This window comes from Blautia sp. St.27G3 (genome assembly GCF_059728505.1).
On record NZ_BAAGFO010000001.1, the window covers coordinates 398,307 to 414,729 of the forward strand.

At 46.2% G+C, this 16,423-nt stretch carries 14 protein-coding genes and 1 riboswitch; of the genes, 2 read left to right on the plus strand and 12 right to left on the minus strand.

Going from position 1 to position 16,423, the window contains the following annotated elements:
- Positions 1 to 126 precede the first annotated feature (126 nt).
- Positions 127 to 1,563 carry an IS66 family transposase gene (gene tnpC / locus AC6I2O_RS01720; protein WP_497741574.1) on the plus strand — a complete coding sequence of 479 codons (1,437 nt, stop codon included), beginning with the start codon at positions 127 to 129 and terminating at the stop codon, positions 1,561 to 1,563.
- A gap of 175 nt (positions 1,564 to 1,738) precedes the next feature.
- Here tnpC and AC6I2O_RS01725 read toward each other — a convergent pair whose 3' ends face one another.
- The 9 genes from AC6I2O_RS01725 to AC6I2O_RS01765 all read right to left on the minus strand — a co-directional run bounded on the left by AC6I2O_RS01725 (position 1,739) and on the right by AC6I2O_RS01765 (position 11,551).
- A complete protein-coding gene (locus AC6I2O_RS01725; protein ID WP_497741611.1) occupies positions 1,739 to 2,602 on the minus strand; it encodes a polysaccharide deacetylase family protein in 864 nt (287 codons plus the stop codon).
- A gap of 123 nt (positions 2,603 to 2,725) precedes the next feature.
- Positions 2,726 to 4,243, minus strand: a complete 1,518-nt coding sequence (locus tag AC6I2O_RS01730) for an AAA family ATPase (RefSeq protein ID WP_497741612.1) — start codon at positions 4,241 to 4,243, stop codon at positions 2,726 to 2,728.
- Positions 4,240 to 5,550, minus strand: a complete 1,311-nt coding sequence (locus AC6I2O_RS01735) for a vWA domain-containing protein (protein ID WP_120393558.1) — start codon at positions 5,548 to 5,550, stop codon at positions 4,240 to 4,242. Before AC6I2O_RS01735 ends, AC6I2O_RS01730 begins: the two co-directional genes overlap by 4 nt.
- A gap of 94 nt (positions 5,551 to 5,644) precedes the next feature.
- A complete protein-coding gene (locus tag AC6I2O_RS01740) occupies positions 5,645 to 6,727 on the minus strand; it encodes a leucine-rich repeat protein (RefSeq protein ID WP_497741613.1) in 1,083 nt (360 codons plus the stop codon).
- A gap of 117 nt (positions 6,728 to 6,844) precedes the next feature.
- Positions 6,845 to 8,164, minus strand: coding sequence for an aspartate kinase (locus tag AC6I2O_RS01745; protein WP_120393598.1), 1,320 nt, complete (start codon positions 8,162 to 8,164; stop codon positions 6,845 to 6,847).
- Between the two features lie 31 nt (positions 8,165 to 8,195).
- The gene (gene dapB / locus AC6I2O_RS01750; RefSeq protein WP_120393560.1) at positions 8,196 to 8,954 is read right to left on the minus strand and encodes a 4-hydroxy-tetrahydrodipicolinate reductase; all 759 of its coding nucleotides are present in this window, start codon (positions 8,952 to 8,954) and stop codon (positions 8,196 to 8,198) included.
- 11 nt (positions 8,955 to 8,965) lie between these two features.
- Positions 8,966 to 9,850 (minus strand): 4-hydroxy-tetrahydrodipicolinate synthase, encoded by an 885-nt coding sequence (dapA, locus tag AC6I2O_RS01755; RefSeq protein ID WP_120393561.1) that lies wholly within the window; start codon positions 9,848 to 9,850, stop codon positions 8,966 to 8,968.
- A gap of 144 nt (positions 9,851 to 9,994) precedes the next feature.
- Positions 9,995 to 10,169, minus strand: a riboswitch (Lysine riboswitch).
- A gap of 118 nt (positions 10,170 to 10,287) precedes the next feature.
- Entirely contained in the window at positions 10,288 to 10,794 is a 507-nt protein-coding gene (locus AC6I2O_RS01760) for a cob(I)yrinic acid a,c-diamide adenosyltransferase (RefSeq protein WP_120393562.1), read from the minus strand.
- Positions 10,795 to 10,924: 130 nt separating this feature from the next.
- Positions 10,925 to 11,551: a single-stranded DNA-binding protein gene (locus AC6I2O_RS01765; protein WP_120393599.1), complete on the minus strand. Its 627-nt coding sequence runs from the start codon at positions 11,549 to 11,551 to the stop codon at positions 10,925 to 10,927.
- Between the two features lie 287 nt (positions 11,552 to 11,838).
- On the opposite strand from AC6I2O_RS01765, the gene typA reads away from it, so the two are divergent.
- Complete coding sequence (typA, locus tag AC6I2O_RS01770) at positions 11,839 to 13,668, plus strand: translational GTPase TypA (RefSeq protein WP_497741614.1); 1,830 nt, start codon at positions 11,839 to 11,841, stop codon at positions 13,666 to 13,668.
- A gap of 60 nt (positions 13,669 to 13,728) precedes the next feature.
- Here the strand turns inward: typA and AC6I2O_RS01775 are convergent, their stop codons facing one another.
- The 3 genes from AC6I2O_RS01775 to AC6I2O_RS01785 form a co-directional block, all read right to left on the minus strand.
- On the minus strand, positions 13,729 to 14,253 hold the full coding sequence (locus tag AC6I2O_RS01775; RefSeq protein WP_497741615.1) for a nitroreductase family protein: 525 nt from the start codon (positions 14,251 to 14,253) through the stop codon (positions 13,729 to 13,731).
- Between the two features lie 50 nt (positions 14,254 to 14,303).
- Positions 14,304 to 15,008 carry a stage II sporulation protein R gene (locus tag AC6I2O_RS01780; protein WP_497741616.1) on the minus strand — a complete coding sequence of 235 codons (705 nt, stop codon included), beginning with the start codon at positions 15,006 to 15,008 and terminating at the stop codon, positions 14,304 to 14,306.
- Between the two features lie 61 nt (positions 15,009 to 15,069).
- The gene (locus AC6I2O_RS01785) at positions 15,070 to 16,338 is read right to left on the minus strand and encodes a uracil-xanthine permease family protein (protein WP_120393565.1); all 1,269 of its coding nucleotides are present in this window, start codon (positions 16,336 to 16,338) and stop codon (positions 15,070 to 15,072) included.
- Between the last annotated feature and the right edge of the window lie 85 nt (positions 16,339 to 16,423).

Here is a 16,423-nt window from a genome sequence, read left to right on the forward strand (position 1 = left end):
TAATCTCTGATTTTTTCTGGTTATCCACCGTCATTTTGACAGTACACCAAAACGATATGATTCGCTTTTTGGCTCATTTTCCGTTAAAATAGAAGTATCAAATTTTATCGGAAGAAGGTGGTCCGGTTGACAAACGATGAACTGATTAAACAGTTATTACAACAAAATGAAGCATTATCAACAACTATCGCTGCTCAGACTCAGTTGATTGCCCAACTCAATCAGACCATACAGGAACTGAAGGAACAGCTTAACAAGAATTCCAAAAACAGTTCCAAACCGCCATCCAGCGATGGCTTTAAAAAGCCTGCCCCAAAGAGTCTCCGGAAGCCATCCGGGAAAAAAGCTGGCGGGCAGAGCGGACACCAGGGAACACATCTGGCGGTGATAACAGCTCCGGACGAAATCGTCAGGCATATGCCATCCTCATGCGGAGGATGTCCGCACTATCAGATGTGTAAAGGCACCGCATGCATCGCAGAAAAACGCCATGTGATTGATGCGGTTGTTACAGTCAATGTAACAGAACATCAGGCACTGGAACTTCCAATCTGTATGCTGCATGGGGACACCCGCAGAGGAGAATTCCCTTCTGATGTAAAAGCAACCGTACAATATGGTGAAAACCTGCAGGCACTATCTGTCGCATTAAACACCGTGGGTGCAGTCAGCATCAAACGCACTCATGAGATTCTTTCCGGAGTATTTAACATTCCGATTGCAACAGGAACGATCAGCAGCATGGTAAAAAGATGCGCTGACAGCCTGAGTGAAACAGTCGGTAAGATAAAGGATAAGATGATCGGTTCCTCACTTGGACATTTCGATGAAACCGGAACCAGAGTGGATAAAAAGCTCTGGTGGGTTCATGATGCCTCAAACTGTGAATATACCTATCTTGATATCAGTCCCAAACGTGGGACCGAAGGCATGGAGCAATGCGGTGTTCTCCCAGAATTCAGAGGGATTGCCATGCATGACTGCTGGGCTTCCTACTGGAACTACTTGGATATACGGCATGCAGTCTGCTGTGCCCATCTACTCCGTGAGCTGACAGGGATAAATGAAAATCATCCTGACCAGAAATGGACATCTGCGTTTATAAACCTTTTACTGGAAATGAAAAAGGTCAAAGAGAAAGCGATAGAGAAAGGCAAGGACTCTCTGAGCTATTATCACTATCATAAGTTCGATAAGAAGTATGATGAACTCCTCGAACTGGCAAGGAAAGAAAATCCTCTTCTGGAAACCACAGAGAAAAAACGTGGACGGAAGAAAAAGGGAAAAATCCTTGCCTTGGTAGAACGCCTTGCGAATCACAAGGCCTCGGTCTGCCTTTTTATCCATAACTTCATGGTTCCGTTTGATAACAACCAGGCAGAGCGTGATCTTCGGATGATAAAGGTTAAGACCAAAGTATCCGGCTGCTTCCGAACTGAAGAAGGCGCCAGAGATTATCTGAAAATCATGTCCTACGTTGGTACGGCACATAAGCAGGGATACAATGCTTACGAAGCAATCAAAAATGCAATTTCAGGCCACCCTAATTTCATCTTTGAATAGTGTTGGCTCTGAATAGTTACAAAACAGCATAAGTCCAATGACGACAAATACAACTGCTGCAAAAATCCATCGAACATTTTTCTTCATTTGAGTTCTCCTGTTACCTTAAAATTATATATTGGCGGTGAAACGTTTTACCAAAATAGATTAGGCCTTTATTAGCCCGATTGTATCGCTACACTGTTTCTTGCCTATCGAGACAGATTGTTTGTCCAGATGGGCAAATGTGGGGAGCCTGGTTGACGAACAGCCAGATATCAAGGGCTGTCGGGTTATGGATGTATCTGCCGTCGGCGGAGTATTGCAGGTGCCGGGAGGCTTTTACATAATCGCAGATTTCGATGTTTGATGCGTACCAGATTTCTTCCCTGCCGGACATCTGCTCCAGAAAGAGCTCCATCCGTTCCCAGTCTTCCCGCAGATCAAATTCATAGGAATGACCCCAGACGTAAAAAAGTCTTGGGCCGGAGTATTTCTGTTCGGGTTCGAAGAAACGCTCTGCGAGGACAAAAAGCTGTTCATCTGCGTGATGGCAAGTGGGGTTCCATGTGAGAAACTCCTCGGGGATTGTAAATGCTCCGGTACTTTTTGTCGTTCGGGAATAGGCCGTGCCGCAGCTGCGAAGCAGGTTTACAAGCGCTTCGTTCCAGGTGCCGAACGGATAGGCCATACCCCGCACAGGAGTGTGCGTCAGGTCCTCGAGATTTTTACGGTCTGCCATGATCTCATATGCTGCCGCCGCATTTCCTGCCAGGGCCAGATCCAGATGGGTCAGACCGTGCACCGCCAGCTCATGGCCTGTATAGACTGCATGGATCGCTTCCCTCTCCAGCCTGTTCTGTGAAACTGTTTTTCCGTCTCTTGTATACGTCTTTTCTGTTCCAAGAAGTCCCGTATTAATGTTAAAAGTTCCTTTCATTCCGTAGCGGTTCATCAGCCTGACAAGCTGTGCATCCTGCGTTACCGCATCATCATAGCTGAAGGTCAGCGCTTTTTTCTTGCCGCCCGGAAATAAGAGCAAATCCCGTCTGAGTCCCATCGTGTTTCTCCTTCCTCTGAGTGCCTGTATCCATTTTATGACGACATTTATGACGTTTCTTTCCATGTGGACCGTGTTGGAACATTCCTTTCATTGACACGCTCCGCTCTTCAATAAATATTTTCACACACGTTCCAGCGCACGCAGTCTTGCCTCAATGCTCTGCCTGTTTTCCTCAAACAGCAGTTCTTTGTTATAACGGTAGTACCGCTCACAGTCGTATTCCTGTAAAAATTTTACACTGGCCGGATCTTTGTTCAGCTCTGTGATAAAAATAACAAGCTCCTGGCCTGCTCCGAACACTTCCTCCATAAAATCAAACACATATTCCAGCATCTTTCCTGCAGTGTCACGCTCAAGCTCCAACGCATCCTGTAGCGCATCGAACCAGCTTTTTATCTGTTCAAACGCCTGCGCCCCATCTGCCACATCTGCCTTTTGAAGCTTCAGCAAATACGCTTCCAGCATTTCTGCAACGTTCCGGCGTCTGTGCTCGTCCTCACGGGTAAGAAGCTCCGCCTGTCTTTTCTGCTGCGTTTCCGTTTGGAATATCTCTGTAATTTCTCTAAAATAAACAATCGGACAATCACTGTAGGTCCCCAGTGCTCCTTCTTTAAAAGTCTTCAGCGCTTCAAAGAGGAGCTCTGCTTCCGCTTCTGTGCAAAGCAGTTCCCAGAAACGTTTCCTGCACCGTCCCAGCAGAAGGCTGACAACACTGAGCCGTTCATCAAATGACGCATGTGCCGCTTTCTTTTGCAGAACCGGATCAATTGTTCCCGCAAGCACTGCATCCAATTGATAATCCATCTGATATTTCCGAAACAGTTCCAGATAATTCGCAAAATCTTTTGCAATCCTTTCATGCTGGATATACTGGGCTGCAACCTCGCGGTCCAGCTCCTTGCCAAGCGTTTCATACACGCTCAGCATCTGCGATAAATCTTCCCAGCCACGTGGTGTTGCAAATTTTCTGCCATCTACCGTTGTTTCCATCTTGTAAAAATTGTCGGTGCGCGTATTCAGATAAGAAATAACGGCCGGATGCAGCCTCTGCTCCAGCGCATATTCCTTCCACACCGTAAAGTCAGGCTCCACCTCGATTTTCTTTACTCGGTCCATCGTCACCACGTCAAATTCGCGAACTGATTTGTTGTACTCCGGTGGATTCCCGGCTGCGGCGATCATCCATCCCTGTGGAATTTCATGACTGCCAAAGGTCTTACACTGTAAAAACTGCAGCATAGCCGGAGCCAGCGTCTCCGACACGCAGTTGATTTCATCAATAAACAAAATTCCTTCCTTCAGCCCTGTTTTTTCCATTTTTTCATAAACAGAAGCCACAATTTCACTCATCGTATACTCTGTCACCGTATACTCTTTTCCGGCAAATTCCTGTTTGGAAATATACGGAAGGCCGATCGCGCTCTGTCTCGTGTGATGCGTGATCGTATATGCCACCAGACCAATCCCGCATTCTTTTGCGATCTGCTCCATTATCTGTGTCTTCCCGATTCCGGGCGCGCCGAGCAGCAGCACCGGGCGCTGACGAACCCTGGGAATCACATATTCCCCGTATTCATCCTTCAGTAGATACGCCTCAATCGTATCTTTGATTTCCTGTTTTGCACGTTTGATATTCATTGTAATTCCTCCGGATCAATGATGAGTTTTATTGCCCAGGGCGGCACATCCACATCCCTGTAATCGTTTTTCATAAATACAAACGCAGTTTCATACGGTGGCTTTTTTACCGGAAATGTCCCGTAACCATCCGTAAAATAGATCAGTCCCCGCAGCCGCGTAAAACAGCCCCGCTGCAATAACTCCTGTACGCGCACAAAAGCCGGTCTGAAATCCGTGCCTCCAAAACCGCGCACCGTAAAATGCTCCATATAATCCTGCATTTCTTTTTGGTTTGTGATGAGTACATCCTCCTGCACCCTGTCGTCACATTGCAAAATATGCACATGAATTTTCCGAAAAAATCCTTCCGATTCACACAACACACTGTATGTCTCTTCCAGAAAACGTTTCAGCAGCTCACCGCTGCACGACATGGATGTATCAAGAACAATTACAAAATCCTCCACTTTGTGAACCTCTTTTGTCTCCAGCGGTTCAATCAACGGCATATTCCCATACAGCTCCATCCCGTAATGATAAAAAATATAGTCAAAGGAATCCATGTCGACCTGCATTTCTTCCTTTAAAACTGAAAATTTCCGTAAAAATTCCTTATAATCGTATCGTTTTCGGTTCTCCGCGCAGACCTGCTCCTCAAGGCTTCTCACATCTTCTGAAGCCTCCTTGGAAAATGTCTCCAGCTCCGTCTGCATCCGGTCCCGAATATCATCCCATTTCTTTTGCTGCGGACTCGGACTTTTCTGGTCATTCTCCTGTTCCCATCTGCTGTGGTCATCCACAAAAAATGCTCTTTTCCAGATATCAATCTGCGCCTGTACCGGATGCATACGGCAAAGAATACGGTAAACACGTTCCGCCGTCATAACTGCATCCGAAGAAGACAGCATCCGGTAAAATTCTCTTCGCACCGATGAGCGCGGCAAATGCACAGCCCGAAGATACAGACCGTCTATCACAGCTTCCACCGCTACGTCACATGCAAGATTCCAGTACTCCACATCCCGGTCCTTTTTGATCCAGATATGGGAAAAAAGACAATGCATGACACTGTGCAGATACTGATGATTGATCGCTTCCCGTCCTTTTCGAAACAACACTGCCACTGCATCCGGCTGGAAATACAGCCGGCTCCCATCCGTGCCTGTTCCACGTATCTGTCCATCTGGAATCAACGCAAGCGAAGATAACGCAACATCCAGAAAACGCATATTCAAATACAGCTCATTTCTCGCACCAACCAGAATGTCCTTCCCAATCTCAATAAAGTCCAGATTCTTTGTTCGTTCCTCATAGACAGGATTCATGTTCAGGTCGGGCCTCTCTTTCTTCTATAATATAAATCTATATAAATAGTTCCTGCTAACTCTGTAAAATATTACAATTCTATCACAAAGCTTCTCACAACTCCATCCGGCGGCGACCCGCGCGGCCATGGCTGAGCCGCCTGTTCATCAGGTAACTGACTGCTTCCGTATCACACAGCTGTGACGCAACTGTAATGAGTTGATTGGTCAGTCGATCTGCCTCTTTTACATAGTTCAAAAGCCATCGAAGTCCATCCAAATCTTTCTGTTGCAGAAACCATCTGCCAAGGTCTTCCTCATGCTCCGCCACATAGGCCTCATACATTTCCTTTGCTTTCTCTGCCAGTCCGACCGGATACCGTAGCCTGCCAATCACCATACGCGTGACGACATCGCTGCTCTCAAGTGCTCTGGCATGCGGAAACAAGGCGTCATACTGAGTAAAGTCAAAACACCTGCCCTGAAAACAGTTTCGGTAGGAAATTCCGCTTCCGTGTACGTGCGTCTCTAAAATTCTGGCCGGTGTATTCTCAACGCCTTCCTCGTAAAACTCCGGGAAAATAAGTCTTGCCTCCGTATACCCATCCGGCTCCTGCGTTCCTGTTTTCCCCTCTGCCTGCTCCGCTATATCCTGTACCCGCACGTTCCCTCCCGGACTGATATATTTTACCTCCAGGATTTCAGGAAGCTCGTCCAATACATCCTTCAAATAAGACTTCCCCTGCATGTCCGTATGGACACAAAGCGCTCTGATTCGGTGGCATCTGGTAAAAACACCGCTGCCCCAATCTGTCAGCGCTCCATGAAATTCCAGCTTTTCCAGATTCCCGCAGTCATAGAAACAATACCTGCCAATGCGCCGCATCGTCCAAGGCAGATGAATCTCCTCCAGATTGTTTCCGCAAAGCGCCGGGATATCCAACCATGGTGTGCCGGCAGCTGCCTCTGGCACATACAGCAAGACCTTTCCTGACTCTATCATTCTTCCCAGTTCCTGCTCATCCATATGCGCAGAAAATGCGTAAGGCAGAAGCTCTGTCACCGGAAATCCGTTTATTTTCTCCGGAATTTCTGCCTGCGTATCACGAGAAAAACAGCGCCAGATCACTGCGCTGTCTTTCCTGATCTCGTATGCAAACGACTGTGCCGATATGGCGCCTGCATTATTTCTCTCCATTTTCTTCTGCCTCTGACAACAGACCAAAGATTTGACACAGCCGTTTGCCTGCGCGGTCTGCTCTACAATTCCTTCTTCGTTGCACGTTCTATTGTATACACTGATGCGTATCAGTTATCAGACATGTGTCAGTACAAAAATATCATAAATTGCTTTTACCGCACGCTCAAAATCATCATTGCGTACTCCGATAATAATATTCAGCTCACTGGAACCCTGATCGATCATCTTGACGTTGACATTTGCATGAGACAATGCTGCGAAAATCCGTCCGGCAGTTCCACGGTTTGCACGCATCCCGCGTCCCACCACGGCAATCAGCGCCAGGTCTGATTCCAAATCCAACATATCCGGATTTACTGCACGGTGCAGCCCGGAGATTACCTGCTGTTCTTTTTCCATAAATTCTGACTGATGTACGAGTACGGTCAGTGTGTCGATTCCGGACGGCACATGTTCAAATGAAATTCCGTTTTCCTCAAATACCTGAAGTACTCTGCGGCCGAAACCGATCTCGGAATTCATCATATCCTTTTCAATACTGATCGCACAGAATCCCTTCTTTCCGGCAATACCTGTTATGGTAAATTTCGGCTGACGGCATGTATTTTCCACAATCAGCGTACCCGGGTCCTGCGGCCGGTTTGTATTTTTGATATTAATCGGAATCCCTTCCTGGCGAAGCGGGAAAATTGCATCTGCATGAAGCACCGTTGCGCCCATGTAAGAAAGCTCCCGCAGCTCACGGTATGTGATCGTCTCAATCGTCTCAGGATTCTCCACAATATGCGGGTCAGTCACCAGGAAACCGGAAACATCCGTCCAGTTCTCATACAGTTCTGCATGTACCGCACGCGCTACGATAGAACCCGTGATATCAGAGCCGCCTCTCGAAAACGTCTTGATCGTACCATCCTCCAGGGCGCCGTAAAAGCCCGGAACCACAGCATTCGCAAGACCCTCCAGTCTTTTTTGCATGAGCTCGTTTGTCAGCTCTGCATCAAACACGCCGTCCTCATCAAAACGGATTACCTCTGCCGCATCGACAAATTCATATCCCAGATAGGAGGCCATAATAATTCCATTCAGATACTCTCCCCTGGAAGCCGCATAATCGCTGCCAGAATGCGATGCAAATGCCTGTTTGATTTTCTCAAACTCTTCCGCAAGGGACAAATCCAGCGCCAGTCCGTCAATAATTTCCTGATAACGTTCTGCAATCGCTGCAATCTTTTTATCCAACTGCTTTGCGTTTCCTGCTGACTGATAGCAGTCGTAGAGCATATCTGTTACTTTTGTATCCTCTGAAAAACGCTTTCCCGGGGCAGACGGAACCACAAATCTTCTGCCCTGGTCGGAATGGATGATCTCTCCTACCTTTCGGAACTGCTCCGCGCTTGCCAGAGAGCTTCCTCCAAATTTGACAACTTTTTTCATTTTTTCTCCTCCAAAAATACAAACAATCTTTTTATCCGCAGACGACATCTCCCATGTCATAAAATCCTGCTTCTTTTCCGGCCATATATTTGGCTGCCTGCACCGCGCCTTTTGCAAATACACTCTTGGAATAGGCCGTATGCTTAAACTCAATCACCTCATCCAGACCAGCAAAAATAACCTCATGTTCGCCGACAATATTGCCGCCGCGCACAGCGCTGATTCCGATTTCGTATTTATCACGGCGTTTCCGTTCCTTTGAACGGTCATACGTATATTCATACTGCTCATCCAGCGCAGCATTCAGGCTGTCCGCAAGGGCAAGCGCTGTCCCGCTCGGTGCATCCACCTTCAGGTTATGATGCTTTTCTACAATCTCCATATCAAAACCAGCCGGTGCAAGCAGCTTCGCCGCCTCCTGCACAAGCTTCAGCAACATATTAATTCCCAGTGACATATTCGCTGATTTCATGACAGCAGTCAAAGAGGCTGCGTCACGAATCTGAGCAAGCTGCTCTTCGGAATAGCCGGTCGTACAAAAAACTGCCGCCACCTTTTTCCCGGTACAGTAGGAAAGCAAACCGTCAAGCGCTTTGGGCGATGAAAAATCAATCAGCACATCAGCTTCCACTGTACACTCCTCAATATTTGTAAACACCGGGTACGGCTTATCGCCATGATCCGCCAGATCAATCCCGGCAACGATTTCCGCATCCGCATCGGACGCTACGATTTCTGTAATACTGCGCCCCATGAATCCGTTGCAGCCACTTAAAATTATTCTGACCATTTTATCCTCCATCAAAGAATTCCGTAAGCTTCCATTGCAGCCTTCAGCCGTTCTACGTTTGCCTCATCCATCTCACACAGCGGCCCGCGCAGCGGCCCAGCCTCTTTGCCCATCAGATTCAACGCTGTCTTGACCGGAATCGGATTCACCTCGCAGAACAGCGCGTCAATCAGCTCAATCGCTTCAAGCTGAAGCTGACAGCTCCGTTTTACATCTCCGTCCAGATAGGATGCAACAATCTCATGCGTCTGAGTCGGCGCAACATTGGAAAGAACTGAAATGACTCCGATACCGCCCAGAGACAAAATCGGTACGATCTGATCGTCGTTTCCGGAATACAGGTCAATTTCTCCTCCAGTCAGGCTCATAATCTTTGCTACCTGTGAAATATTTCCCGATGCTTCCTTGACACCTACGATATTCTCCACGTTTTTCACAAGCCATGCAACTGTTTCCGGCTGCAGGTTGCAACCTGTACGGCTCGGCACATTGTAGAGAATAATCGGCAGAGACACTGACTCTGCAATCTTGGAATAATGAATCCTCAGGCCCTTCTGCGTCGCCTTGTTGTAATACGGCGTCACAAGCAGCAATCCGTCTGCCCCTGCCTTTTCCGCCTCCTGAGAAAGATAAACAGCTGTCTCTGTACAATTCGAGCCCGTACCTGCAACAACCGGAACTCTTCCTGCCACTTTCTTTATCGCATAGCGAATCACATCCAGATGCTCTTCATGCGTTAACGTCGATGATTCCCCCGTAGTCCCGCAGATGATCACCGCATCCGTTCCTTTCGCAATCTGTTCTTCCAAAAGCTCACCGAGTTTCTCGTAATTTACTTCCCCATTATCATACATTGGCGTGACAATTGCAACACCCGCACCCTTAAAAATTGCCATAATGCTCCTCCTTTTATGAAATATAATATTTAACTGACTACAAAACTCTTTTTAGAACCTTTTCCAAAATACTATGTCAAAATATCGTCCTCACTATAAAAAGGACTGTCGACAGACAGCCCCCAAAGAATTCTTGCTCTAATTTCTTCAGATAGCCCTCCATCGCGATGCGATGACAGTCATGTGATTCTTCACCACATGCCCAAGAAAACAGCCACCGGAACTGCTCCTTTCGGCGTTCTCCCCTTTCGACAGCATTCGCCTGTGCCCGGACACATCCTGCTGTTTACTGTTGAATCACGCAACCTCTATCACTCTCAAAATTTATTTTACTATAGCATTGTTCTGTCTTCTTGTCAATGAATTCTTTGTTTTCACGCTTTCACCTAAAACACCCGACAGAACGAAACATTCTGCCGGGTGCATCTGAAACTTATTTACACTTCCATCTCTTCCTTATAACATGTCTTCAGCTCTGTTACCTCATCCACGCTGGACCACAGCTCCTCACATCTGCTCGTTCCGGTCAGATAGAGCTCTGTCTCTTCTCCCACTGCGTCAATCAGGCCGCGCAGCTCTTCCATCGTGACAATGCCTTTATCCGTAAGACCTAATATTTCATCAAGAATCAATACGTCACATTCTTCTGTCACAAGTACCTTTTTGGCAAAATTCAGACCGTTTTTAATATTCTGAATTTCATCTTCTTTTTCCCGTTCTGTCAGATTCTCGTAATTCTCCGGAAACTTTTCAAAACGGAACAGCCTCATCTCCGGTTCCAGACGTTTGAAAAAATCTATGCTTTCTCCCGACTGACGCTCTTTCAAAAACTGTATCAGAACCACACTTTTTCCGACACTCGCTTTACGGATACCCTTTCCGAGAGCTGCTGCGGTTTTTCCTACGCCAGTACCACAAAAGATGTGTATATATCGTTTGCTCATCCTGCACCTCATCTATGCTTACTTCTTTGTATGTTTCTGTCATTTTACTACAACTTCTTACAGAATGCAATCTTTACTGCCTGATTTGCCATTTTCGCTACAGACATGCCTTATAAAAATAGCCAAATTGTCATTCCAGATATTCTAGCTTGCTGACAGATACTTCATACGCCACTCTTTTTTCTGTAGACTCGTCATCCAGCTTTTTTACATACTCTCTGCTCTGAATTCGTCCCCATACCTGCACATGACCGCCCACCTCAAATCCGGAAGTAAAACGGGCATTTCTCCCCCAGCAGATACACGGAATATAATCAGATTTCCCGTAAGGTCGGTTCACAGCCAGCAGCATATCTGCGATTTCCCTGCCAAGCGGTGTCCGGCGATAAACCGGCATCTTACAGATATATCCATCCAAAAAGATCTGATTGCTCTTAACTTTGTCACATTCTTCCTCAACAAAACAAACTTCACGCGCAAACACGGAAAGTACAAGCCTGTTCTTTTTTTCTTCATGTCTGTTGTATGAGCGGAACTGTCCAAAAATCTGTATGTACTCTCCCTCATAATCCTGTGTAACATCAATCAACCGCTCTGAAATCATCACTGGAATAACATCCGACGATTCGCTCAGCCTCTGAACGGAAATATCCACCATATAAAACCCTTCTCCGAATACCTCATGGCTAAACGTAAACCCGGAAATAATTTTCCCCATGATGGACACCTGATTGTTTTCAATAATCTTATCTGTCATAAATCTCTGTTCTCCCTTCATACGAAGTATCTCTTCTTGTATTCTATACTATTCATACTTATTCACTGATTGCTCCGTTTAGAACCATTCTTTTCTTTTTTTGGTATATTTTTCTTTGTCATACCTGAAAAAATACTTTCATCTACTTGTAATCTGAAAAAATTGTGATAAACTAAATCGGGTGAATACAGTAAAAGGTTCCTTTAGAAAAGCCGTACTCCTGCATAACAGAAACATGCCAAGCAGCAGGAAAACACGGTATTTATAATAAGAAGAGAGAGATTTGTATGGTAAGAGAAGATGTAAGAAACATTGCCATCATCGCACACGTCGATCATGGTAAAACAACACTTGTGGATGAATTACTCAAACAAAGCGGTGTATTTCGTGAAAATCAGGAGGTTGCCGAACGCGTCATGGATTCCAATGATCTGGAACGCGAGCGCGGTATTACGATTCTTTCCAAAAACACTGCTGTTTTTTACAAAAACACAAAAATCAATATCATTGATACCCCTGGCCATGCGGATTTTGGCGGCGAGGTAGAACGAGTTCTCAAAATGGTAAACGGCGTAATACTCGTCGTTGACGCATTCGAAGGCGCTATGCCGCAGACGAAATTCGTTCTGCAAAAGGCATTGGAGCTGAATCTCCCAGTCATTGTCTGCATCAATAAAATTGACCGTCCGGAAGCACGTCCTGCCGAAGTGGTTGACGAGGTTCTGGAGCTGTTTCTTGATCTCGACGCTTCTGACGAACAGCTTGACTGTCCTTTCGTTTATGCTTCTGCAAAAGGTGGATATGCCATGCTTGACCCGGAAGATACGTCAACAAACATGAGCCCGCTGTTTGAAACAATTCTCAACTATATTCCGGCTCCCGAAGGCGATGAGAATGGTCCCACTCAGATGCTGGTCAGCACGATCGACTACAATGAATATGTCGGCCGTATCGGAGTAGGTAAAGTAGACCGCGGTACTATTTCCGTCAATCAGGAAGTTATTCTTGTCAACCATCACGATCCGGATAAAAAACAGAAAGTAAAAATCAGTAAACTTTATGAATTTGATGGCCTCAATAAAGTAGAGGTTCGCTCCGCTACGATCGGTTCTATTGTTGCCCTTTCCGGCATTGCTGATCTCCATATCGGCGATACCATTTGTGCGGCAGATTCTCCGGAAGCCATCCCCTTCCAGAAAATATCCGAACCGACCATTTCCATGAATTTTGTTGTGAACGACAGTCCCCTTGCCGGACAGGAAGGAAAATATGTCACATCCCGCCACATTCGCGACCGACTGCTGCGTGAACTCAACACAGATGTCAGCCTGCGCGTAGAAGATACTGCAGATACTGATACGTTCAAAGTTTCCGGCCGCGGCGAACTGCACCTTTCCATCCTGATTGAAACAATGCGCCGGGAAGGATACGAATTTGCAGTCAGCAAAGCAGAAGTGATTTACAAAACAGATGACCGGGGCAAAAAAATGGAGCCGATGGAGCTTGCCTATATTGATGTTCCTGAAGAATTTTCAGGAAGCGTAATCCAGAAGCTCAGCCTGCGCAAAGGTGAACTGCAGGGCATGAGCATCGGTCAGGGTGGAAGCTCGCGTCTTGAGTTCTCCATTCCTTCCCGTGGTTTGATCGGCTACCGCGGAGAGTTTCTGACCGATACAAAAGGAAACGGTGTTATCAACACAATCTTTGACGGCTACGGTCCTTACAAAGGAGATTTGACTTACCGCAGCCAGGGTTCCCTGATTGCGTTTGAAAGCGGCGAATCCGTTGCTTACGGCCTCTTCAATGCGCAGGAACGCGGAACGCTCTTTATCGGCGCCGGCGAAAAAGTTTATTCCGGCATGATCATTGGACAGAGTGCAAAACCGGAAGACATTGAACTCAATGTCTGCAAGACAAAGCACCTGACCAACACCCGTGCTTCCGGTTCGGATGAAGCACTGAAACTGACCCCGCCCAAAATTCTGAGTCTGGAACAGGCGCTTGAGTTTATTGATACGGATGAGCTTCTTGAGGTCACTCCAAAAAGTCTTCGTATCCGCAAAAAAATTCTTGACCCGACTCTGCGGAAAAGAGCAAGTTTCAAAAATAAACAATAAAACACAAAAAAGAGGTTGTCTCTGAATTTGTTTTCAGGACAGCCTCTTTTGACTTTCCAGTTAAAATACCTCTCTGTGGATTTTTTCCATTGGTAGCTCTTCCAGCGTGCGCATCTTCGGATGCTGCCGTGGCATACCAAGCGATAAAATTGCCTCCAGCCTGAAATTTTCCGGAAAATCTAACAGTTCTCTCAGATATTCTTCTGTACGCTTCCCATCCGACGCCTCTCGATTTCTTCCCTGAATCCAGCAGCTTCCCACACCGAGATAATCTGCCATCAGATGCATATTTGCCATTGCAATGCTACAATCTTCTGTCCAGACATCCGTTTTCTCTTCATCTCCAAGAACAACAATCGCACAGTCTGCTGTCTCAAGCATTTGAGCACCTGCCGCTCTACTTCCTGCCATATTTTTTAATGTTTCCTTTTTTCTGACAACAATAAATTCCCAAGGCCGAACTCCTTTTCCCGATGCTGACAGCAAGCCTGCCTGCAATATCTGATTCAGTTTTTCTTCTGGTACCTCTTCTTTTGTATACAGCCTGACGCTGCGCCGCCTCTGCATTACTTCTAACAACTCCATACGTGTTTCTCCTTTGTTTTTATTATTTATTTTTTTGCACTGATCCAGATTCAAAACCACCGAAACGATATTTTCCATTTTTCCGGCTTATGAAGCAGACTCTCATATTCCTCTGCTGTCAGTACTTCTTTTAGCTCCTCCTTATCTCCCTCCTCTACCACTGCATGAAGGCAGTCTGAAAAGCAAAGATTCGGATAAAGCACACACCACCAGTTATGCCCCTTCGCCTCACCAAGCTGAATGCGTAAGGCCTCATACCAGCCAGCTGGAAACGTACAGTCGCCATACGTCCGATCTGGAAAATAGCATTCCTCAAGAGAAGCTGTTGCCGTATAAAATACGCCCTGCTCCTGTAACACCTGGTTTGCAACCTCCGTCAATTCACCCAGATGCGATACCAGAAAACGTTCTGTTTTCTCCTTTTCTGTAAGCTGCTGTAACGAATCGCTCTGTTTTCCTGAAGCCACTTCTCCTTGTCCGTTTTCCTGAGACTGCTGCATCCACTGAAGGATTGCATCACGAACCATATATTTAATCCTCTGATCTTCCTCACTGTCACTGTTTGCAAGCACATGAAAGCGGATCACTTCTTCTGCAATTCCATGCTGCAAGGCTCCCCGGTATGCAAACGCTGTTCCGGTATTCAGAATAACCGCAAATATGGCAACCATAACCAGCGTCCTTCCCCAGTTTATGCAAAATTCCCTGCACTCCATCCTTACCCTTTTTACTGACTTTTTTACTTTTTCAAACATAATAGGCAACCCTCCCATCCTGTTGAGAGTGTTGCCTGTTTTTCGTTTGATATTCAGTAAATTAATCTTTCAGCACTGAATCTTCTCCCTCTGGAAGCAAGAACGCAAGAACAATTCCCACAACAGCAGCCAGAGCCAGACCGGAAATTGTCACGGTTCCTGTCACCGGAATGCTGTCGCATCCAATACCAAGAACAAGCACAATCGCAGCAATCATAAGATTACGGCTGTTTCCGAAATTTAATCTTTCATTTACCAGGATTCTGACGCCTACAGAAGAAATCATACCATACAGTACAATACTGATGCCACCGATAACCGGACCTGGAATGCTCGTAATCACAGCGCCAACCTTGCCGAAAATCCCAAGTAAAATAGCAAAGAATGCAGCAATACGGATAATCGAAGGATCGTAATTCTTCGTTACAGCAAGTACGCCTGTGTTTTCACCGTATGTCGTATTGGCCGGTCCTCCAAGCAATCCTGCAAGTGCTGTCGCAAGACCATCTCCGAGAAGTGTCCTGTGCACACCCGGATCAACCATAAAGTTCTGTCCTGTAACCGCACTGTTTGTCGTGATATCTCCAACATGCTCTACCATCGTGACAAGTGCAATCGGAGCAATGGCCAGAACTGCATCCGCGCGAAATACCGGCATACAGGTCAGCTGTTCCATAATACTTTGATCCATAAAGGAAAAGAAAGAAGCACTTCCTACCGATGAAAAATCACAAAAGCCCATAAAATAGCTGATCACATAGCCTACAATAATTGCAAACAGAATCGGCATCAGATTGAAGATTCCTTTTGCAAAAATAGAAATCAATACCACCGTCAGAAGCACGCACACTGTAACGAATACTGCTTTCATATCAAACGTGCCGTCTACATAAAATGCATTGTTGATTGCCGACCCACTCAGACGCAGTCCGATGACAATAATTACCGGACCTGTAACAATCGGTGGAAGAACCTTATTGACTTTCTCATATCCCACCAGCTTAATGATAAGAGCAAAAATTACATAGACAAGGCCTGCAACAATCAGACCGCCCTTCACTGCAGCCAGCTTCTCAATATAGTCCGGATCTCCCGCGCGCGAAGTGCCAAGCACTGCCATAATTCCGCCCATAAAAGCAAAACTTGATCCAAGGAATACCGGTACCTTACGCTTTGTGACCAGATGAAACAACAATGTTCCGATTCCTGCGCAAAACAGCGTAATTGATGTGTTCAATCCAGTCAGTGCAGGTACAAGAACCGTTGCGCCAAACATGGCAAGCACATGCTGGATACCAAGGATCAACTTTCTTCCAGTTACCTTTTCCATACTTCTCTCTCCCTTTTCTCTTGCATTTTTATTTCTATTTTCTTTTGCATTTTTATTTCTGTTTTTTTGCGTTGTTTCTTCTTAC

Excerpts from the sequence above, each read along its gene's own strand:
- AC6I2O_RS01775 (WP_497741615.1), bottom strand. The coding sequence starts at position 14,253 with ATGGAGTTGTTAGAAGTAATGCAGAGGCGGCGCAGCGTCAGGCTGTAT.
- AC6I2O_RS01745 (WP_120393598.1), bottom strand. The coding sequence starts at position 8,164 with ATGAAAAAAGTTGTCAAATTTGGAGGAAGCTCTCTGGCAAGCGCGGAG.
- AC6I2O_RS01735 (WP_120393558.1), bottom strand. The coding sequence starts at position 5,550 with ATGAATCCTGTCTATGAGGAACGAACAAAGAATCTGGACTTTATTGAG.
- AC6I2O_RS01730 (WP_497741612.1), bottom strand. The coding sequence starts at position 4,243 with ATGAATATCAAACGTGCAAAACAGGAAATCAAAGATACGATTGAGGCG.
- dapA (WP_120393561.1), bottom strand. The coding sequence starts at position 9,850 with ATGGCAATTTTTAAGGGTGCGGGTGTTGCAATTGTCACGCCAATGTAT.
- typA (WP_497741614.1), top strand. The coding sequence starts at position 11,839 with ATGGTAAGAGAAGATGTAAGAAACATTGCCATCATCGCACACGTCGAT.
- dapB (WP_120393560.1), bottom strand. The coding sequence starts at position 8,954 with ATGGTCAGAATAATTTTAAGTGGCTGCAACGGATTCATGGGGCGCAGT.
- AC6I2O_RS01740 (WP_497741613.1), bottom strand. The coding sequence starts at position 6,727 with ATGGAGAGAAATAATGCAGGCGCCATATCGGCACAGTCGTTTGCATAC.
- AC6I2O_RS01725 (WP_497741611.1), bottom strand. The coding sequence starts at position 2,602 with ATGGGACTCAGACGGGATTTGCTCTTATTTCCGGGCGGCAAGAAAAAA.
- AC6I2O_RS01760 (WP_120393562.1), bottom strand. The coding sequence starts at position 10,794 with ATGAGCAAACGATATATACACATCTTTTGTGGTACTGGCGTAGGAAAA.
- AC6I2O_RS01765 (WP_120393599.1), bottom strand. The coding sequence starts at position 11,551 with ATGACAGATAAGATTATTGAAAACAATCAGGTGTCCATCATGGGGAAA.
- AC6I2O_RS01785 (WP_120393565.1), bottom strand. The coding sequence starts at position 16,338 with ATGGAAAAGGTAACTGGAAGAAAGTTGATCCTTGGTATCCAGCATGTG.
- AC6I2O_RS01780 (WP_497741616.1), bottom strand. The coding sequence starts at position 15,008 with ATGTTTGAAAAAGTAAAAAAGTCAGTAAAAAGGGTAAGGATGGAGTGC.